The organism is Microbacterium sp. A84 (assembly GCF_051842815.1).
Lineage (GTDB): Bacteria > Actinomycetota > Actinomycetes > Actinomycetales > Microbacteriaceae > Microbacterium.
The window spans coordinates 440,048-459,141 of record NZ_JBPXMS010000001.1; the positions used below are offsets into that span (position 1 = coordinate 440,048).

General features: G+C 65.1%; 18 protein-coding genes and 1 pseudogene. All 19 read left to right on the forward strand.

The window, feature by feature from the left end; all coding sequences use genetic code 11:
• Window positions 1–114: 114 nt before the first annotated feature.
• Window positions 115–648, forward strand: a pseudogene (gene pyrR, locus ACSU04_RS02200) (bifunctional pyr operon transcriptional regulator/uracil phosphoribosyltransferase PyrR); the annotation flags it as partial.
• Window positions 645–1,610: an aspartate carbamoyltransferase catalytic subunit gene (locus tag ACSU04_RS02205; RefSeq protein ID WP_439288293.1), complete on the forward strand. Its 966-nt coding sequence runs from the start codon at window positions 645–647 to the stop codon at window positions 1,608–1,610. The pseudogene pyrR and the gene ACSU04_RS02205, both read left to right, overlap by 4 nt.
• 56 nt (window positions 1,611–1,666) lie before the next feature.
• Window positions 1,667–2,911: a dihydroorotase gene (locus ACSU04_RS02210; protein WP_439278671.1), complete on the forward strand. Its 1,245-nt coding sequence runs from the start codon at window positions 1,667–1,669 to the stop codon at window positions 2,909–2,911.
• A 2-nt stretch (window positions 2,912–2,913) separates the two neighbouring features.
• Window positions 2,914–3,417: a PH-like domain-containing protein gene (locus tag ACSU04_RS02215; RefSeq protein WP_439289406.1), complete on the forward strand. Its 504-nt coding sequence runs from the start codon at window positions 2,914–2,916 to the stop codon at window positions 3,415–3,417.
• Window positions 3,414–4,562: a glutamine-hydrolyzing carbamoyl-phosphate synthase small subunit gene (gene carA, locus ACSU04_RS02220; protein ID WP_439288294.1), complete on the forward strand. Its 1,149-nt coding sequence runs from the start codon at window positions 3,414–3,416 to the stop codon at window positions 4,560–4,562. Before ACSU04_RS02215 ends, carA begins: the two co-directional genes overlap by 4 nt.
• Window positions 4,562–7,849 (forward strand): carbamoyl-phosphate synthase large subunit, encoded by a 3,288-nt coding sequence (gene carB, locus ACSU04_RS02225; RefSeq protein WP_439288295.1) that lies wholly within the window; start codon window positions 4,562–4,564, stop codon window positions 7,847–7,849. Before carA ends, carB begins: the two co-directional genes overlap by 1 nt.
• Complete coding sequence (pyrF, locus tag ACSU04_RS02230) at window positions 7,846–8,703, forward strand: orotidine-5'-phosphate decarboxylase (RefSeq protein WP_439278205.1); 858 nt, start codon at window positions 7,846–7,848, stop codon at window positions 8,701–8,703. The genes carB and pyrF overlap by 4 nt, the downstream gene beginning before the upstream one ends.
• Complete coding sequence (gene gmk, locus ACSU04_RS02235; RefSeq protein ID WP_439278206.1) at window positions 8,696–9,601, forward strand: guanylate kinase; 906 nt, start codon at window positions 8,696–8,698, stop codon at window positions 9,599–9,601. Before pyrF ends, gmk begins: the two co-directional genes overlap by 8 nt.
• 64 nt (window positions 9,602–9,665) lie before the next feature.
• On the forward strand, window positions 9,666–9,923 hold the full coding sequence (gene rpoZ / locus ACSU04_RS02240) for a DNA-directed RNA polymerase subunit omega (protein WP_439278207.1): 258 nt from the start codon (window positions 9,666–9,668) through the stop codon (window positions 9,921–9,923).
• 14 nt (window positions 9,924–9,937) lie between these two features.
• Complete coding sequence (metK, locus tag ACSU04_RS02245) at window positions 9,938–11,134, forward strand: methionine adenosyltransferase (RefSeq protein WP_439278208.1); 1,197 nt, start codon at window positions 9,938–9,940, stop codon at window positions 11,132–11,134.
• Window positions 11,135–11,156: 22 nt separating this feature from the next.
• Window positions 11,157–13,100 carry a primosomal protein N' gene (locus ACSU04_RS02250; RefSeq protein WP_439288296.1) on the forward strand — a complete coding sequence of 648 codons (1,944 nt, stop codon included), beginning with the start codon at window positions 11,157–11,159 and terminating at the stop codon, window positions 13,098–13,100.
• A gap of 23 nt (window positions 13,101–13,123) precedes the next feature.
• The gene (fmt, locus tag ACSU04_RS02255; RefSeq protein WP_439288297.1) at window positions 13,124–14,059 is read left to right on the forward strand and encodes a methionyl-tRNA formyltransferase; all 936 of its coding nucleotides are present in this window, start codon (window positions 13,124–13,126) and stop codon (window positions 14,057–14,059) included.
• Between the two features lie 59 nt (window positions 14,060–14,118).
• Window positions 14,119–15,510 (forward strand): RsmB/NOP family class I SAM-dependent RNA methyltransferase, encoded by a 1,392-nt coding sequence (locus tag ACSU04_RS02260; RefSeq protein WP_439278211.1) that lies wholly within the window; start codon window positions 14,119–14,121, stop codon window positions 15,508–15,510.
• A gap of 4 nt (window positions 15,511–15,514) precedes the next feature.
• Window positions 15,515–16,195 carry a ribulose-phosphate 3-epimerase gene (gene rpe / locus ACSU04_RS02265; RefSeq protein ID WP_439288298.1) on the forward strand — a complete coding sequence of 227 codons (681 nt, stop codon included), beginning with the start codon at window positions 15,515–15,517 and terminating at the stop codon, window positions 16,193–16,195.
• Window positions 16,192–16,455, forward strand: coding sequence for a phosphoribosyl-ATP diphosphatase (locus ACSU04_RS02270; protein WP_439278213.1), 264 nt, complete (start codon window positions 16,192–16,194; stop codon window positions 16,453–16,455). The genes rpe and ACSU04_RS02270 overlap by 4 nt, the downstream gene beginning before the upstream one ends.
• Window positions 16,456–16,494: 39 nt before the next feature.
• A complete protein-coding gene (hisG, locus tag ACSU04_RS02275) occupies window positions 16,495–17,334 on the forward strand; it encodes an ATP phosphoribosyltransferase (RefSeq protein WP_439278214.1) in 840 nt (279 codons plus the stop codon).
• Window positions 17,334–18,095, forward strand: coding sequence for an imidazole glycerol phosphate synthase subunit HisF (hisF, locus tag ACSU04_RS02280; protein ID WP_439278215.1), 762 nt, complete (start codon window positions 17,334–17,336; stop codon window positions 18,093–18,095). Before hisG ends, hisF begins: the two co-directional genes overlap by 1 nt.
• Window positions 18,092–18,475 (forward strand): phosphoribosyl-AMP cyclohydrolase, encoded by a 384-nt coding sequence (hisI, locus tag ACSU04_RS02285; protein ID WP_439278216.1) that lies wholly within the window; start codon window positions 18,092–18,094, stop codon window positions 18,473–18,475. Before hisF ends, hisI begins: the two co-directional genes overlap by 4 nt.
• Entirely contained in the window at window positions 18,472–19,062 is a 591-nt protein-coding gene (locus ACSU04_RS02290) for a Trp biosynthesis-associated membrane protein (RefSeq protein ID WP_439278217.1), read from the forward strand. Before hisI ends, ACSU04_RS02290 begins: the two co-directional genes overlap by 4 nt.
• The last annotated feature ends 32 nt before the right edge of the window (window positions 19,063–19,094 follow it).

The window sequence follows — 19,094 nt, forward strand, 5'->3', positions numbered from 1 at the left end:
TGCAGATTCCTCCTGATCTCGGGACGAGTTCCTGATTTCGGGAGAGCGCCGACGCGCTAGACTGAACGCACAAGCAACCTTTAACACCGTCCAGAGAGGCGGAGAAGGGAGCGGCGAATGAGCGCGCGCACCGTGCTGCAAGAAGCCGATATCTCACGGGCATTGACCCGTATCGCCCATGAAATCCTCGAATCCAACCGGGGCGCAGCCGATCTGGTGCTGCTGGGCATTCCCACTCGAGGCGTCGCCCTCGCGCAGCGTCTCGGCGCACTGATCAGCGAGATCGCGCAGACCGACATTCCGGTCGGGTCTCTGGATGTCACGCTGTTCCGTGATGATCTCGCCCAGCATCCGACGCGGTCACCGCGCCCGACCGATATCCCTGCCGGCGGCATCGAGGGTAAGACCGTCGTCCTCGTCGACGATGTACTCTTCTCCGGTCGTAGCATCCGTGCCGCCCTCGACGCGATCCAGTCGATCGGACGGCCATCCGTCGTCCGGCTCGCTATCCTCGTCGACCGCGGACACCGGGAACTCCCGATCCGCCCCGACTTCGTCGGCAAGAACATCCCGTCCGCCCGCTCCGAGCGCGTCAACGTGCGACTGCGCGAGTATGACGGCGCCGAGGAGGTGACGATCGAAGTATGAGGCACCTCCTCGACACTCAGACGCTCGACCGCGAGACGGCCCTGCGCATCCTTGACGTCGCCGAAGACATGTCAGACACGCAGTCTCGCGAGGTCAAGAAGCTTCCGACGCTGCGCGGCAAGACTGTGGTCAACCTGTTCTTCGAAGATTCCACCCGTACTCGCATCTCCTTCGAGGCCGCAGCCAAACGTCTTTCCGCCGATGTCATCAACTTCACGGCGAAGGGCTCCAGCGTGTCCAAAGGCGAAAGCCTGAAGGACACCGCACAGACTCTGCAGGCGATGGGAGCGGATGCCGTCATCATCCGGCATCCGGCATCCGGCGCGCCGCGCACACTCGCGACGAGCGGCTGGATCTCGGCCGGCATCGTGAACGCCGGCGACGGCACGCACGAGCACCCGACTCAGGCGCTGCTGGATGCCTTCACCATTCGCAAACGGCGATTCGGCCTCGACAGCCGTGGTCGCGATCTCGCCGGGATCAAGGTCGTCATCGTCGGTGACGTACTGCACTCGCGGGTCGCTCGATCCAACGTCTGGTTGCTCGCCACGCTCGGTGCCAAGATCACTCTGGTGTCGGCGCCGACCCTCCTTCCCCAGAACGTGTCGCACTGGCCGGTGCGCGTTCTCTATGACCTTGACGAGGCCCTCGCTGAGGGGCCGGATGCGGTCATGATGCTTCGCATCCAGCTCGAGCGTATGAACGCGGCATATTTCCCGAGTGAGCGGGAGTATTCCAGGCGCTGGGGATTGGATGCTGTGCGCGCAGCATCGCTTCCGAGCGATAGCATTGTCATGCACCCCGGACCCATGAATCGCGGCCTGGAGATCTCCTCCGCAGCCGCAGACTCTCCAAGATCCACTGTGCTGGAACAGGTCACCAACGGGGTGTCCGTACGCATGGCTGTGCTTTACCTGCTGCTGGCAGGAGAACGAAACGACGAACGAGGGGAAGACAAGTGACCGAGACCCTCGTGATCACCGGAGCTCAGCTGCTCGGCGCCGACCGCGCCGACATCATGGTGGAAAACGGAATCATCGCCGAGATCGGATCCGGCCTCAGCCGTTCCGGCGCCCGCGTCATCGATGCATCCGGCCTCATCGCACTGCCTGGCCTCGTCGACCTGCACACGCACCTTCGCGAGCCGGGCTACGAAGCGTCCGAGACGATCCTCACCGGCACCAAGGCTGCGGCGGCCGGTGGGTTCACCGCCGTGTTCGCGATGCCGAACACCTCGCCAGTCGCAGACTCCGCCGGTGTGGTCGAGCAGGAGCTCGCGCTGGGGGAGGCCGCACGCTACGCGACGGTGCAGCCCATCGGCGCGGTCACCATCGGGCAGAAGGGTGAGCGACTCGCTGAACTCGGTGCGATGGCGACTTCACGCGCGAAGGTCCGCGTCTTCAGCGACGATGGCTTCTGCGTATTCGATCCGCTCATCATGCGCCGTGCGCTGGAGTACGTGAAATCCTTCGGCGGCGTCATCGCGCAGCACGCGCAGGATCCGCGTCTCACCGAGGGTGCCCAGATGAACGAGGGCGTCGTCTCGGCCGAGCTGGGACTCACCGGCTGGCCCGCCGTCGCCGAAGAGTCGATCATCGCCCGCGATGTGCTGCTCGCCGAACATGTCGGTTCACGCCTGCACGTCTGCCATCTGTCGACCGCAGGCTCGGTCGATATCATCCGTTGGGCGAAGAAACGCGGCATCAACGTCACCGCTGAGGTCACCCCGCATCACTTGCTGCTGACAGACGAGCTGGTGCGCGGCTACGACGCACGATACAAGGTTAATCCGCCGCTGCGCCGCGAGGAGGATGTCCTCGCCGTGCGCGAAGGTCTCGCCGACGGCACGATCGACATCGTCGCCACCGACCACGCTCCGCACCCGAGCGAGGCGAAGGCGTGCGAATGGCAGGCTGCGGCCAACGGCATGGTGGGCCTGGAGAGCGCCCTACGCGTCGTGCACCAGTCGATGGTGCAGACCGGCCTCATCGGCTGGGAAGACGTCGCCCGCGTCATGAGCGCGACCCCCGCTCGCATCGGACAGCTGGAAGGCCACGGCACGCCGCTGCAGGCCGGACAGCCCGCCCAGATCACGCTCTACGACCCCAGCATCTCCGGCACGTTCACCAGTGCTGACCTGCATGGTCGCAGCGAGAACTCTCCGTATCTCGGTCGGGACCTGCCCGGTCGTGTCGAGTACACCATCCACCACGGTCTTGTCACGGTCGAGGCTGGCACCGTCGTCGAGGAGCTTAACGCGTGAGCATGCGTGATATTGCAATCGCCATCACCATCGGGGTCGCGCTGCTGATCCTGCTGACGATGTTCCTATCGTGGCGACGACGTCTTCGACGTGACGCGGTGTATTCCGCGCCGCTGGGTGTTCCCGAACACGCAGAGGTTCTCACGCGCCACGAGGTTCTCTACGTATCAACCACCCGTCACGGCGAGCCGCTGGAACGACTGGCAATCACGCCGCTGGCCTACCGTGCGCGGGGAGAGCTCGCCATCACCGATCGCGGCGCCGCGCTCTGCCTGGACGGATCGCCCACAGTGTTCCTCGCCTCGGCGAAGATCGTCGCTGTGGATCGCGCAACCGTCACGATCGACCGGGTCGTCGAACCCGGGGGACTTGTGCGGCTGGCATGGAAGGTCGATGACGCAACGATCGTCGACTCGTACCTGCGTGCCAGCACGGGCGACCCCAACAACCTCATCTCAGAACTGCAGCGGCTCATCCCCGCCGATAACTCAGGAGCCACGTCATGACACTGCCTGATCCCGCCGTCCTCGTCTTGGAAGACGGCACACGTCACATGGGTCGCGCCTATGGCGCCCAAGGAACCACTCTCGGCGAAGTCGTCTTCGCTACGGGTATGAGCGGTTACCAGGAGACACTCACCGACCCGTCCTACGCCGGACAGATCGTCCTGCAGACAGCGCCGCACATCGGCAACACCGGGATGAACGACGAAGACTCGGAGTCTCGACGCATCTGGGTCGCCGGTTACATCGTGCGCGATCCCTCACGCGTGGTGTCCAACTGGCGCGCCAACGCCTCTCTCGATGAGATCCTCGTTCGCGACGACATCATCGGGATCAGCGGAATCGATACGCGCTCCATCACGCGTCATATCCGGTCGGCCGGCTCCATGCGTGGAGGCATCTTCTCCGGTGCGGATGCTGCGCTTGACCCAGAGGAGCAGGTACGGATCGTGCGGCAGGCACCAGAGATGAGCGGACAGAATCTGTCGGCCCAGGTCTCGGTGGATGTCGTCACCGTGACGACTGCACTGGGGGAGCGACTCGGAAACCTCGCTGTGCTCGACCTCGGTGTGAAGCAGGCCACGATCGACAATCTCGCCGCTCGCGGCTTCGAGGTGCACGTTCTGCCGCAGAGCGCGACGATCGAGGAGATCCGTGCGGTGAACCCGGTCGCCGTGTTCTACTCGAACGGACCCGGTGACCCGGCCGCATCGGGCGATCACGTCGCTCTCCTGCGCAGCGTGCTCGACGATGGGCTTCCCTTCTTCGGTATCTGCTTCGGGAATCAGCTGCTCGGCCGTGCACTCGGCCTCGGCACCTACAAGCTGCCGTTCGGTCACCGCGGTATCAACCAGCCGGTGCTCGACAAGTCCACCGGCAAGATCGAGATCACGGCCCACAACCACGGGTTCGCGGTCGAGGCCCCTCTTGAAGGCACCTTCGAGAGCCCGAATGGCTACGGCCAAGTCGAGGTCAGCCACATCGGTCTGAACGACAACGTCGTGGAGGGCCTGCGCGCCCTCGACATTCCCGCGTTCTCGGTGCAGTACCATCCCGAAGCCGCTGCCGGCCCGCACGACGCAAACTACCTCTTCGACCGCTTCCGTGATCTGGTTGTGGCCGACATTGCCCAGAAGGACGCCAAGTAATGCCAAAGCGCGACGACATCAACTCCGTCCTCGTCATCGGCTCCGGCCCGATCGTGATCGGTCAGGCCGCTGAGTTCGACTACTCCGGAACACAGGCGTGTCGTGTGTTGCGCGAGGAGGGCGTGCGCGTCATCCTCGTGAACTCCAACCCCGCCACGATCATGACCGATCCGGACTTCGCCGATGCCACGTACATCGAGCCGATCACATGGCAGGTCCTCGAAACGATCATCGCGAAGGAGCGTCCAGATGCAATTCTGCCGACCCTTGGCGGGCAGACAGCGCTCAACGCCGCGATCGAGTTGCACAACCACGGCATCCTCGAGAAGTACGATGTCGAGCTCATCGGCGCGAGCTTCGAGGCCATCAACAAGGGCGAAGATCGTCAGATCTTCAAGCAGCTTGTCCTCGACGCCGGTGCTGAGGTCGCCGACTCTCGTATCGCCCACACCATGGACGAGGTGCTCGCCGGTGCGGCGGAACTCGGCTACCCGCTGGTCGTGCGCCCGAGTTTCACCATGGGCGGTCTGGGCTCTGGCTTTGCGTATGACGAGGCCGATCTTCGCCGCATCGCCGGCGCAGGTCTGCACGACTCACCGACCAACGAGGTGCTCCTTGAGGAGTCGATCCTCGGCTGGAAGGAGTACGAGCTTGAGCTCATGCGCGACACGGCCGATAACACGGTCGTAGTCTGCTCGATCGAGAACGTCGACCCGGTCGGTGTGCACACCGGCGACTCGATCACCGTGGCGCCCGCGCTGACCCTCACTGACCGTGAGTATCAGCACATGCGCGACATCGGCATCGATATTATTCGTGCCGTTGGCGTTGATACCGGCGGATGCAACATCCAGTTCGCGGTCGACCCCTCGAACGGTCGCATCATCGTGATCGAGATGAACCCACGTGTCTCTCGCTCGAGCGCGTTGGCGTCGAAGGCGACCGGCTTCCCGATCGCGAAGCTCGCGGCGAAGCTCGCGCTCGGCTACCGACTCGATGAGATCCCGAACGACATCACCGGTGTGACTCCGGCGAGTTTCGAGCCGACTCTTGACTACGTCGTAGTCAAGGTGCCGCGCTTCGCGTTCGAGAAGTTCCCGGCGGCGGATGCCACGTTGACGACCACCATGAAGTCGGTGGGTGAGGCGATGGCGTTCGGTCGCAACTACGCAACAGCGCTGCAGAAGGCGCTTCGCTCGCTGGAGAAGCGTGGATCGAGCTTCCACTGGGGCGATGAGCCGCGCAGCCTCGAGGAACTCCTCGAGATCTCCCAGACGCCGACCGACGGTCGCATTGTCGTGCTGCAGCAGGCGCTGCGCAAGGGCGCGACCGTTGAGCAGGCGTTCGCGGCCACTGCGATCGATCCCTGGTTCATCGACCAGATCGTGCTGATCAACGAGGTCGCCGACACCGTGCGCACTGCCACTGAACTCGACGCGGAAACCATTCGCTACGCGAAGGAGCACGGCTTCTCCGACGCCCAACTGGCCGAGATTCGCGGCCTCGATGAGGCGGCAGTTCGTGGCCTGCGTCAGGGGTTCGGTGTCCGCCCGGTCTTCAAGACGGTGGACACCTGCGCCGGCGAGTTCCCGGCTCTCACGCCATACCACTACTCGAGCTACGACTTTGAGACGGAAATTGTGCCGTCGGAGCGTACGAAGGTCGTCATCATCGGCTCTGGCCCGAACCGTATCGGCCAGGGCATCGAGTTCGACTATTCCTGCGTGCACGCCTCCTTCGCGCTGTCGGATGCCGGCTTCGAGACCATCATGGTCAACTGCAACCCTGAGACTGTCTCGACCGACTACGACACCTCCGACCGGCTCTACTTCGAGCCGTTGACGCTGGAGGATGTACTGGAAGTCCTGGACGCGGAAGCGGCCAGCGGCACCATCCTCGGTGTCGTCTGCCAGCTCGGCGGGCAGACTCCGCTCGGTCTTGCTAAGGGCATCCAGGCCGCCGGCTACACCGTTTTGGGCACCAGCCCCGAGGCCATCGATATTGCCGAGGAACGTGAGTTGTTCTCACAGTTGCTCGACACTGCGGGCCTCATCGCGCCGCGTCACGGCACGGCGATTGACGCAGACGGCGCTGTCGTGATCGCCGAAGACATCGGCTACCCCGTGCTGGTTCGTCCGAGCTTCGTGCTCGGTGGCCGCGGCATGGAGATCGTCTACGACACCCCCAGCCTGCGCGACTACTTCGTCCGTACGGCGGGCGAGGTCATTGTCGGTCCTGGCACGCCGCTGCTCGTGGACCGCTTCCTGGATGACGCCATCGAGATCGACGTGGACGCGCTCTACGACGGTGCCGAGCTGTACATCGGCGGCGTCATGGAGCACCTCGAAGAGGCCGGTATCCACTCCGGAGATTCCAGCTGTACGCTGCCACCGATCTCGCTCGGCCGGAGTGACATCGACCGCGTGCGCATTGCCACGCTTGCGATTGCCGAGGGCGTAGGCGTGCGTGGCCTGCTGAACGTGCAGTTCGCGATCAGCGCCGGAGTGCTCTACGTCATCGAGGCGAACCCCCGTGCCAGCCGCACGGTGCCGTTCGTGGCGAAGTCGCTGGGCATTCCGCTGGCGAAGGCGGCCAGCCGCATTATGGTTGGCGCGACGATCGCCGAGCTCAAGACCGAGGGAATGCTCCCGCTGTCAGATGGCTCCAGGGTGCCGATGGATGCACCGGTGTCCGTCAAAGAGGCGGTGCTGCCCTTCAAACGGTTCCGCACCAAGACTGGCAAGATCGTCGATTCCGTACTCGGCCCGGAGATGCGCTCCACCGGTGAGGTCATGGGCATCGACAAGGACTTCCCGACCGCGTTCGCGAAGAGCCAGGCCGCAGCGTACGGCGGCATGCCGACCTCCGGCACGGTGTTCATCTCCGTGGCCGACGCCGACAAGCGTGCCGTGATCCTGCCTGCCCACCGCCTGCAGCAACTGGGCTTTAACCTGGTTGCCACTGAGGGCACGGCTGAGATCCTGTCCCGTAACGGCATCGCCGTCACCGTTGTCGCCAAGTACAGCGAGAGCATTGATGCCGGTGAGCAGAACATCGTTGATCTGATCAACAACGGCGAGATCGACATCATTGTGAACACTCCTTCCGGTGGTGCTGCGCGCGCAGACGGCTATGAGATCCGCGCCGCTGCCGTGGCTGCCGACAAGGCATTGTTCACCACGATCGCCGTCCTTGGCGCAGCTGTCAGCGCGATGGATGCTGCGGATCAGGGCTTCAGCGTCAAGAGCCTCCAGGAGTATGCGATCGACCGGCAGGCTGCCCTGTGACCGAACGGTTCGGAGAGCGGGTCCGTGCGGTTCTCACCGCGCGCGGACCGCTGTGCGTAGGAATTGACCCGCATCAGTCGCTGCTCGCCTCCTGGGGGCTCCCAGACTCCGCTGCGGGTGTCAGGGACTTCGGGCTGCGTACGGTGGACGCGGCCGCGGCCGCGGGCCGAGTCGGCCTGGTCAAGCCGCAGGTGTCGTTTTTCGAGCGCTTCGGCTCCGCCGGATTCGCCGCGCTGGAGGATGTGCTGCGTGCAGCGCGTGAGGCGGAGCTTCTCGTGATCGCTGACGCCAAGCGCGGTGACATCGGCACCACGATGGATGCCTATGCCGCCGCCTGGCTGACGCCGGGGTCCCCACTTGAAGCGGATGCGCTCACGGTGAATCCGTATCTCGGAATCGGCGCGCTGGAGAGCACATTCGAACTCGCAGAGTCGAACAGCAAGGGCGTTTTCGTGCTTGCGGCGACGAGCAACCCTGAGGCCGCAACGGTGCAGCGGGCGCGTTCTGTTGCGACGGGAACGCAGACGGTCGCTGCATCGATCATCGAGCAGGTCAGCATCCGCAACGCGCGGGTGACGGCCGATGGTGAGTGGGGGAGCCTCGGCTTCGTCATCGGTGCGACGGTCGACTGGACGGATGCCGGTATTTCGGCGTTCTCTCCGGCCGCGCCCATCCTCGGTCCTGGTTTCGGGGCTCAGGGAGCGGGTCCTGCCGACCTCATCGGTCGTTTCGGGGCAGCGGCACCGATGGTTATCGCGGCCGAGAGCCGCAGCATCCTGTCGGCGGGACCTGATGGTCTCGTCGACGCAATCAATTCTCGTGTTGTGGCGTACCAGGAGGCTCTGAATGGCTGAGCGCACCGTTCCCGAAGTCGATCGGGCTGCCGCGGCACGCCGAGCTGTGGAGCGCCGTCGTGCGCGGGCCGCGGTGAAGCGCTCGCTGACCATGCGCGTCGTTGCCCCACAGTCCATCGCGCGGGAGGCCTTCGAGGATGCAGACTCAGTCGCGGGCTCGATGCGCATCACGGACTTCCTCCTGGCGCTGCCCGCCATCGGCATCGGCAAGCGCGACCGGATCCTGCTCGACCTGGACATCTCTCCCGTCAAGCGTCTGGGCGGACTCGGAGTGCGTCAGCGCGTCAGCCTGACGCAGTGGCTCGACTCGCGATTCCCGGAGCAGGGCCCCCGCTCCGGTCGCAGCCGGTTGCTGGTGCTGGCCGGCCCCACAGCAGTGGGTAAGGGCACGGTCGCCGCTCACATCCGTGAGCACAATCCCGAGATCCACCTCTCCGTCTCGGCGACGACGCGTACGGCGCGCCCTGGCGAGATCGACGGTGTGCACTACTTCTTCGTCGACGACACCGAGTTCGATCGGCTGATCGACGAGGGTGCGCTGCTCGAGCACGCGGTCGTCCACAATCGTTCCCGATACGGCACGCCGCGGCAACCGATCGATGCTGCTCTCGCAGAGGGCAAGACGGTTCTGCTGGAGATCGATCTGCAGGGCGCCCGCCAAGTGCGTGCGGCGGAGCCATCGGCAACGCTCATTTTCCTGCTGCCTCCGTCCTGGGACGAGCTGGTGCACAGGCTGGTCGGCCGCGGCACCGAAAACGAGGAAGAACGTACTCGTCGACTGCGCTCTGCGAAGGTCGAATTGGCCGCGCAGAATGAGTTCGATTACCGGATTGTGAACGAAGACGTCGCCGCAGCAGCGCGCGAGGTCGTAGGATTGTCTGAGGCGACTGCGCGCTGAGCGATTTCGCGCGCCCGCCGATTCGACTTTGCGACGAACCCGTCGCCTGATCTGGAGGTCCACCATGGCCGGTCATCACACCAAGGGCATTATCGATCCCCCCATCGACAACCTGCTCTCCCGCGTCGACTCGAAGTATGAACTGGTCATCTACGCGTCCAAGCGCGCACGCCAGATCAACGACTACTACGCAGATCTCCACGAGGGCAACCTGTTCGACAACGTAGGGCCCCTGGTCGACTCGTCCGTCGAGGACAAGCCGCTCACCATCGCGCTCCACGAGATCAACGAGGACAAGCTCCGCATTCGCCACGCTGAGTGAGGGCTGCGTCCTCGATGAGCGCACTGCGCCTTTTCACATCTGAGTCCGTCACCGAGGGACACCCTGACAAGATCTGCGACCAGATCTCTGACAGCATCCTCGACGCTCTGATCGCCAAAGATCCCGGCTCACGAGTTGCTGTGGAGACTCTTGTCACCACGGGACTCGTGCACGTCGCAGGAGAGATCCGCACCGAGGCATACGTCGACATTCCGACGATCGTCCGCGAGGTTGTCAACAGCATCGGCTACACCTCCAGCGAGACCGGCTTCGACGGCGATTCCTGCGGCGTGAGCATTTCCGTGGGGGAGCAGTCCAGCGACATCGCCCACGGCGTCGATCAGGCGCAGGAACAGCGCGACGGCAGCTCCGTTGACGCGCTCGACGGTCTGGGCGCAGGCGACCAAGGCATCATGTTCGGTTTCGCCACGGTCGAAACTCCCGAGTTCATGCCGATGGCAGGGCACACCGCACATCGCATCGCAGAGCGCCTGGCCGCAGTGCGCCGCTCCGGCGAACTTGCGTTCCTACGACCAGACGGCAAGACGCAGGTCACCCTCGGCTACGAGGGCTTCACACCCAAGACGATCGACGCCGTCGTCCTGTCCACGCAGCATCACCCTGATATCTCTCAGGATGATCTCAAGGAGCAGGTGCGCCGCCTCGTCATCGATCCGGTTCTGGAGAGCACCGGTCTTGCGATGCCGGCGAACGATCGCTACTTCATCAATCCTGCAGGGCCCTTCGTCACTGGAGGACCCAAGGGCGACGCCGGGCTCACCGGGCGCAAGATCATCATCGACACCTACGGTGGCGCAGCCCGCCACGGTGGCGGTGCCTTCAGCGGCAAGGATCCGTCGAAGGTCGACCGTTCGGGCGCCTACGCCATGCGCTGGGTAGCGAAGAACGCCGTCGCCGCCGGCCTCGCAGAACGCCTCGAAGTTCAGGTCGCCTACGCGATCGGCGTGGCACGCCCCGTCGGTCTGTACGTCGAGAGCTTCGGTACCGGGAAGGTCTCCGACGAGGTGATCACGGAAGCGATCCGCAAGGTCTTCGACCTTCGACCGCAGGCGATCATCGAAGAACTTGATCTGCTGCGCCCGATCTATCGTCAGACGGCCGCGTACGGCCACTTCGGCCGCGAGCTGGAAGAGTTCACCTGGGAGCGCACAGACCGCGCCGACGAGCTGCGCCGCGCCGCGGGGCTGTGATGCGCACGCGCGGAGCCCGGCGATGAGCCGGCGCATCGCGCGGGTGCAGCTGGAGTCTCCGCTGCCCCAGCTGGACCGACTGTTCGATTACGCACTTCCGGACGAACTCGGTGATGTCCAGGTCGGCGTGCGCGTGCGTGTGCCGCTGCGCACCGCCGGGCGGCTCGTCGACGCCTACGTCATCGAGGTTGCTGCAGAAGACGACGCTGAGCGTCCGCTGTCCGCGGTGGAGGCGATCGTCTCGGCAGTGCCAGTGCTGCCTGAACGCCTTTACCGCCTTGCCCGCCGTACAGCAGACCGCGCTGCGGGCTCCGCTTCCGACATCCTTCGCCTGGTCATTCCCAAGCGACAGGTGCGTGTCGAGAAGGCGTGGAAGGCGGATGCCGCGCCACCCGTGCTCACGGCGGAATCGGTCGAACGCGCGGACGCTGTGCTCGAGGAGTACGACGGACTCGCCACGCTGCTGGAGGAACGACAGCGCGGCGCCGTCGAGGCTATTCCGGGAGTCCGAGACGGCGTGCTGCGCTGGACCGAGCTGTTCGCGGCTGCAGCGTCCCGGATGCTCGCATCCGGGTCCTCCTCGATTCTGGTGGTACCCGATCATCGTGACCTCGACCGGTTGCTCGCCACGCTGGGGGAGTTTTTGCCGCCCGAAGCCATCGTGCGACATGACTCGCGACAGACGAACCCCGACCGCTATCGCGGGTTCCTGCGCACGCTGGAAGATGCGCCCTGCGTCGTCGTCGGCAACCGCTCGGCCGTTTACTCGCCGGTCCGCGCTGACCTGGTCATGATCTGGGATGACGGCGACCCCTTGCTCGGTGAACAGCTCGCGCCCTACGTGCACGCGAGAGATGCCGCACTTCTGCGTCAGGAGCAGGAGGGTTCTGCGCTGATGCTCGCCGGGCATACCCGCACGTCTGATGCCGAACGCCTCGTACTCAGAGGCTGGCTGAAGGATGTCCGCGCGGTGCGGCGAGTACTGCCGAAGGTCGTGCTGAGCACGACTCATGAGATGGAAGCACCCTCCCAGCGCGTGCACTCCAGCACGTTCGCCGCGGCACGAAAGGCCACAGAGCACGGCCCAGTACTGGTGCAGGTGTCGCGGCCTGGCTTCTCGCCAAGCCTGGTGTGCGCCGAGTGCCGTGCCCCCGCCCGCTGCGCGCCCTGTGGAGGCCCTCTCGGGGCACGCCACAGAGGCGCTGTGCCGGTGTGCGCCTGGTGCGGTATATCGGCGCGGGCGTGGAGCTGCCCGTCATGTTCGTCTACACAGCTGCGACTGGCGTCATCGGGGAGCGAACGCACCGCCGACGAGCTCGGCCGTGCGTTTCCCGGGGTGCGCGTGATCGTCGCCGACGGTGCACACCCCGTCGAATTGGTCTCTGCCGCGCCGGCACTGGTGGTCGCAACGCGTGGCGCAGAACCACTGGCAGATGGGGGCTACCGCGCGGTCGTGCTGTTGGACGGCTCGCGGATGCTGCAGGCGCCTGACCTCCGTATCGGTGAGTCCTGCCTGCGCTGGTGGTCCAATGCCGCAGCCCTTGCCGCGCCAGGCGCTCCGGTTCATCTGGTTGGCGTGGACGGTGCAGTCGGACGAGCACTGGCCACCTGGAATCAAGCCGGCTATGCGCGCTCCGAACTGGAAGAGCGCGCCCCGCTGCACATGCCACCCACGACTCGAGTTGCCCTTGTCGAAGGGGTACCCGACTCCGTTGAGCGCGCCCTCGACGCGCTGCGAGAGTTGCCATTGCCATCGGATGCGGTCCTCGGGCCGGTGCCGATCGAGACGGACGAAGGGCGCGTGCGCGCGCTGGTCCGTTTCGAATACGGCGCCGGCAATGTCGTTTCCACGGCTCTTCGCGCTGTAGTGGTGGCAGAGGCTGTTAAGCGACGCCGCCGGCGAGGGCAGAACAATACGCGCATCCCGCTTTCATTGCGGCTCGATATCCTCGATCCAGAGCTCTAACCCATTCCTTCCGGAGAACCTTTATGCGACTCGTCTTCGCCGGCACACCCGCCGCTGCCGTCCCCACTCTGCGCACGCTTGCGCTCTCACACGAGATCGTCGCGGTTGTCACACGCCCTGATGCGCCGCTCGGGCGCAAGCGCGTGCTGACTCCCTCCGCGGTCGCGCAGGCTGCCGCGGAAATGGGACTGCCGATCATCAAGGCGGCCCGTCTCGATGATGATGCGACCGGGCGGATCAGTGCGCTGCGTCCAGAGCTCGGTGTGATCGTCGCGTACGGAGGGCTGGTTCGTGAGCCGCTGCTTTCGACGCCGACCCACGGTTGGATAAACCTGCACTTTTCATTGCTGCCGCAGTGGCGTGGTGCGGCACCGCTGCAGCGTGCGCTGATTGCCGGAGATGCCGAGGTAGGGGTGAGCGTTTTCCAGCTCGTCGCTGCGCTGGATGCTGGCGACGTCTTCGCCGCGCGCACTGTGCCGCTGCCATCTGATGCCAACGCCGATTCTGCGCTCGACGTGCTCGCCCATGATGGCGCGGATCTCACCGCCGAGGTCGTGGCAGGTATCGCGGACGGCACCGCGACAGCTCTCCCGCAGGAGGGTGAAGTCACGGTGGCGCCGAAGCTCACGCTCGACGACGGGCAGTTGGACTGGACTCTTCCGGTGGACGAGATCTACGCGCGATTCCGCGGCGTCACGCCTGAACCAGGAGCACACACGACCGTGGGTGATCTTCGCGTCAAGATTCTCGGGGCGTCTCCTGCCGACGGTGTGGATGTGTCTGAGGCAGGTGCGCTTGCGCCCGGCGTTATCGCGGCGACGAAACACTCGCTGTTGATCGGCACGGCGACAACGCCGCTCGAGGTCACTCGAGTACAGCCCGCAGGAAAAGGAGCCATGAACGCCACAGACTGGTGGCGCGGCTTTCGCAGCGACGACACTCTGCGAGCCGGCGCATGAGCGGTGAGCAGCGGCGCCCGGCACAGAATCGCCCGGACCGCCCCGCACAGAATCGCCACGTGCAACCCGCCCGACGCGTCGCCTACGACGTGCTGAGAGCAGTCAGCGAATCTGACGCCTATGCGAACCTGCTCCTGCCGTCAGCGATCACAGACGCAGGTCTGAACACGCAGGATGCCGCCCTCGCCACCGAGCTGACCTACGGCACTCTGCGGCGTCGCGGCACCTATGACGCGATCATCGCTTCTGCCGCCGGCCGTCCCACCGAGGAGATCGATGGCGCCGTGCTCGACGCATTGCGTCTTGCGACGCACCAGCTGCTGGCCACGCGCGTTGCCACCCACGCAGCCGTGAACGAATCGGTGAATCTTGTCGCGTCGAACCTCGGTCGTGGTCCGTCCAGCTTTACGAATGCGGTACTGAGGAAGATCTCCCGCGACACACCAGAGCAGTGGGAAGAGCGCATCGAACAAGAGGCCCGCTCGGACGATGAGCGACTAGGGCTGCGCACTGCGCATCCGGTATGGATCATCCGTGCACTGCGCCGTGCCCTCGCCGCGCAGGGTCGCGCCGATGAGCTGGAGTCTCTGCTGGACGCCGACAACGTCTCGCCAGAGGTCACGCTGGTCGCGCTTCCCGGCCTCGCCGAGCGTGGCGAACCGGCCAAGCCCTACGCGGTGACCGCCTTCGGCTCGCCAGGTGGGGATCCGCAGAAGATTATGGCCGCTGCGGGTGGCACGGTACGCGTTCAGGATGAGGGATCCCAACTGGTCGCGCTGGCGCTCACTTCGGCCAAGCCGATCGCGGCGGGGGAGCAGTGGCTGGATCTCTGCGCGGGCCCCGGCGGCAAGACCGCACTGCTGGCCGCGATCGCGCGCCAGCACGAAGTGACGCTCGAGGCCAATGAGGTCATCCATGCCCGCGCCGGACTCGTGCGCAGAGCGTTGAAGGCTGTGCCGGGCGATGTCGTCGTCCATGAACAGGATGGGCGTGAGCTCACCGCGGCGAACCCTGGTCGATACGACCGTATCCTCGTGGACGCGCCGTGCACTGGCCTCGGCGCCCTCCGTCGGCGACCCGAGGCGCGATGGCGCAAGACCCCGGCCGATGTCGCAGCGCTTGTGCCGCTGCAGGAACAGCTGCTGGCTGGCGCCCTCGACGCCCTCGCTCCGGGTGGCATCGTCGCCTATGTGACGTGCTCGCCCCACCTCGCTGAGACTTCAGGCGTCGTCGCTGAAGTGCTGCGCACCCGCAACGACATCGTTGAGTTGGATGCCAGGGCGGTACTGACCCAGCTCGCACAGAGCCCCATCGATCTGGGCACGAACGAATCCGGTCAGGTACAGCTGTGGCCGCACCGACACAACACCGACGCGATGTTCCTCGCGCTGCTGCAACGCACTGAACAGCCGAGAACAGATCAGTCAAAGAACACCGAGAACGGAGAATGACCAGATGAGCCTTCCCAGCGCTCCGCGTATCAATCCCAGCATCCTCTCCGCTGACTTCGTCAACGTGCAGGCAGATCTCGCCCGCATCGCCACCGCCGACTTTGTGCATGTCGACGTGATGGACAACCACTTCGTGCCGAACCTGACGTTTGGCCCGCAGATGGTGGAACGCATCCAGGCCACAAGTCCCGTACCTCTCGATGTGCATCTGATGATCTCTGATCCAGATCGCTGGGCGCCCGGTTACGCGGAGCTGGGCGCGGCCAGCGTCACATTCCACCTCGAAGCCGCAGCCGAACCCGTCACGCTCGCACGGCGACTCCGCGATATCGGTTCCCGTGCCGGTATCGCGATCAAGCCAGGCACGTCCGGCGACAGCCTGTACGAGATCCTCGACGAGTTCGACCAGATCCTCGTGATGACGGTGGAACCCGGCTTCGGGGGCCAGGGATTCATGACCCAGGCGATGCCGAAGTTGAGCGCGCTGGTCGCCGAGGCACGACGGCGTGGATCCAGTGTCTGGTTCCAGGTGGATGGCGGTATCTCCGACGACACGATCGCTCAGGCCGCCGAGGCGGGCGCCGACACATTTGTCGCCGGATCTGCCGTATACGGTGCTGTGAACATCGAAGCGGCCATCAGCGGGCTCCGAGAGCGCGCGCGAGCCGCTAGCCTTGAAGCGTGAAGACTTTCGACGAGCTGTTCGCTGAGCTCAGCGTCAAGGCCGAGACCCGCCCTGCCGGTTCCGGCACCGTCGCCGAACTCGACGGCGGAGTGCACACGATCGGCAAGAAGATCGTCGAGGAAGCCGCCGAGGTATGGATGGCATCCGAGTACGAATCTGACGCCGAGGCTGCTGAAGAGATCTCTCAGCTGCTGTATCACGTGCAGGTGATGATGATCGCGAAGGGGCTGAGCCTCGAAGATGTCTACCGACATCTCTGATGTGTGCCGCCCCCTTCCTCTGATCTGAAAGTTCTCCCCATGCTGCGTATTGCTGTTCCTAACAAGGGCTCGCTCGCCGAGACCGCCGCCGAGATGCTCGCCGAAGCCGGTTACTCCGGTCGTCGAGACTCCAAGACCCTGCACGTCGTCGACGCGCCGAACGACGTCGAGTTCTTCTTCCTTCGGCCACGCGACATCGCCACTTACGTGGAATCCGGCGCGCTTGACGTCGGCATCACGGGGCGTGACCTGCTGCGTGATGTTCCTCAGCAGGCCCGTGAGATTCAGGCGCTCGGTTTCGCGCACTCCACGTTCCGCTTTGCCGCCCCGGCCGGAAAGTTCTCCTCGATTGAGGATCTGGCTGGCGTGCGCATCGCATCCGCTTACCCCGGCCTCGTCGACACATTCCTGCGTGAGCACGGCGTCGAGGCAACCCTCGTGCCGCTCGACGGCGCGGTCGAATCGGCTGTGCAGCTCGGCGTCGCCGATGCGATCGCAGATGTCGTCGAAACCGGAACCACGCTCCGTCAGGCGGGCTTGGAGATCTTCGGCCCCGTCATCATCGAGTCAGAGGCCGTGCTCATCAGCCGTCCCGGCGATGCTGAGGGCACCGAGAGGCTGCTGCGGCGCCTGCGCGGAGTGATCGTTGCGCGTCGCTATGTGTTGCTCGACTACGATCTGCCAGCCGAGCTGCTCGACCAGGCTGCGGCAATCGCCTCCGGTCGTGAGTCGCCGACTGTTTCACCGTTGCAGGACCCGAAGTGGATCGCCGTGCGCGTGATGCTGCCGCGCAAGGGAATCAACCAGGTGATGGATGACCTCTACGCGCTCGGCGCTCGGGCGCTGCTGGTTACGGCCATCCACGCTGCGAGACTCTGATGACGCTCACCAGTCGCGTCATCCCGTGCCTTGATGTGGCCGCTGGTCGCGTCGTCAAGGGCGTGAACTTTGAGAATCTGCGCGATATGGGCGACCCCGTCGAGCTGGCCGCACACTACGCCGCGCAGGGTGCCGACGAGATCACTTTCCTCGACGTCACCGCCACGGTCGACGAACGTGCCACCACCTACGACGTCGTGCAGCGCACCGCCGAACAGGTATTCGTGCCGCTCACCGTCGGCGGAGGCGTGCGCAGTGTCGAAGACGTCGCACGATTGCAGGGCGTTGGCGCGGACAAGGTCGGAGTGAACTCGGCCGCAATCGCTCGTCCTGATCTGATCGGCGAAATCGCCGACCGCTTCGGTGCACAGGTCCTCGTCCTCTCTCTGGATATCAAGCGCGCATCCACGACGCCATCCGGCTTCATGGTGACCACGCACGGCGGCCGCACGGCGACCACTCTGGACGCGCTGTCGTGGGCACGCGAAGCAATCGAGCGCGGCGCTGGAGAGCTCCTGGTCAACTCGATTGACGCGGATGGCACTCGTGACGGTTTCGATCTGGAACTGGTTCGCCTCATGCGCGAGGTGTCATCTGTGCCAGTGATCGCCTCCGGCGGCGCGGGCGCAGCCACCGACTTCGCACCCGCGATCAAGGCCGGAGCGGATGCCGTGCTCGCCGCGAGCGTGTTCCACTCCGGTGCGTTGACGGTGGGAGACGTGAAGGACGCCATGCGCGCCGAAGGGATACTGGTTCGATGAGCGACCTCGAAGCTCGGATCGCTCAGGTCGATTGGAACGCCGATGGGCTTGTTCCGGCGATCGTGCAGCAGTGGGACACCCGTGAGGTGCTGATGCTCGCCTGGGTGGATGCGGAGGCGCTGCGCCGCACACTGACCAGCGGCCGCGTCACCTACTGGTCGCGCTCGCGCCAGGAGTACTGGCGGAAGGGCGACACCTCGGGCAACGTGCAGCACATTCACGAGGCGCGACTCGACTGCGACGGTGACGCCATCCTGCTGCTCGTCGATCAGAGTGGTCCTGCATGTCACACCGGCACGCGTACGTGCTTTGACGCGGCCGATCTCGAAGCCGTCGACGGATTGTCTGCCGAGCGGACGGAATCAGGCGACGCCGAATGAGTTTCGTCCGCCGCGGCCGCAGCACCTCCGTCATCGGGCTTCTGCTCGCCGGCGGGATCGGCATCATCTCGTCCACGCAGACCTGGTTGACGGTAGATCGAGCGGATGCCGGTGAGTCGATCCTCGTCCCCGGTGCAGATGCTGTCGCACTGCTGGCCCCGCTGAGCCTCGCGGTGCTCGCACTCGGCGCCGCGATCGCGATCGTCGGCCCGGCGTTGCGCTACGTCTTTGCGACCCTTGCGCTTCTCGCCGGGGTCTTGCTTTCCTGGTGGACGGCCGAGATCCTCTTCAGCGCCCCGGAGACAGCGGTGGCGCCGACTGTGACCGAGACGACGGGGCTTGCCGGAGGGACAGCCGTCTCTGACCTGATCGCGTCGATCACGCCCTCGTCCTGGCCATTGCTCGCCCTGATCGGCTGGGTCCTGCTGATTGTGACGTCGGTGTTCGTGCTCGTCACTGCGAGTCGATGGAAGACCGGTGGCAAGCGTTTCCGCACCGATACTCACTCCCATGAAGATGCCGACAGCACCGTCGACGCGATCGATTCTTGGGATGACCTGTCGCGTGGCACTGACCCCACTCGGTGACCCGGATAGACTGAACGTAATACCCGCACGAC

What these genes read in the sequence shown, in the direction of transcription:
- gmk (WP_439278206.1), top strand. Translation starts at nt 8,696, where the DNA reads ATGGCTGAGCGCACCGTTCCCGAAGTCGATCGGGCTGCCGCGGCACGC.
- carB (WP_439288295.1), top strand. Translation starts at nt 4,562, where the DNA reads ATGCCAAAGCGCGACGACATCAACTCCGTCCTCGTCATCGGCTCCGGC.
- hisI (WP_439278216.1), top strand. Translation starts at nt 18,092, where the DNA reads ATGAGCGACCTCGAAGCTCGGATCGCTCAGGTCGATTGGAACGCCGAT.
- carA (WP_439288294.1), top strand. Translation starts at nt 3,414, where the DNA reads ATGACACTGCCTGATCCCGCCGTCCTCGTCTTGGAAGACGGCACACGT.
- ACSU04_RS02205 (WP_439288293.1), top strand. Translation starts at nt 645, where the DNA reads ATGAGGCACCTCCTCGACACTCAGACGCTCGACCGCGAGACGGCCCTG.
- ACSU04_RS02290 (WP_439278217.1), top strand. Translation starts at nt 18,472, where the DNA reads ATGAGTTTCGTCCGCCGCGGCCGCAGCACCTCCGTCATCGGGCTTCTG.
- rpe (WP_439288298.1), top strand. Translation starts at nt 15,515, where the DNA reads ATGAGCCTTCCCAGCGCTCCGCGTATCAATCCCAGCATCCTCTCCGCT.
- ACSU04_RS02250 (WP_439288296.1), top strand. Translation starts at nt 11,157, where the DNA reads ATGAGCCGGCGCATCGCGCGGGTGCAGCTGGAGTCTCCGCTGCCCCAG.
- ACSU04_RS02215 (WP_439289406.1), top strand. Translation starts at nt 2,914, where the DNA reads ATGCGTGATATTGCAATCGCCATCACCATCGGGGTCGCGCTGCTGATC.
- hisF (WP_439278215.1), top strand. Translation starts at nt 17,334, where the DNA reads ATGACGCTCACCAGTCGCGTCATCCCGTGCCTTGATGTGGCCGCTGGT.
- ACSU04_RS02210 (WP_439278671.1), top strand. Translation starts at nt 1,667, where the DNA reads ATGGTGGAAAACGGAATCATCGCCGAGATCGGATCCGGCCTCAGCCGT.
- fmt (WP_439288297.1), top strand. Translation starts at nt 13,124, where the DNA reads ATGCGACTCGTCTTCGCCGGCACACCCGCCGCTGCCGTCCCCACTCTG.
- metK (WP_439278208.1), top strand. Translation starts at nt 9,938, where the DNA reads ATGAGCGCACTGCGCCTTTTCACATCTGAGTCCGTCACCGAGGGACAC.
- rpoZ (WP_439278207.1), top strand. Translation starts at nt 9,666, where the DNA reads ATGGCCGGTCATCACACCAAGGGCATTATCGATCCCCCCATCGACAAC.
- hisG (WP_439278214.1), top strand. Translation starts at nt 16,495, where the DNA reads ATGCTGCGTATTGCTGTTCCTAACAAGGGCTCGCTCGCCGAGACCGCC.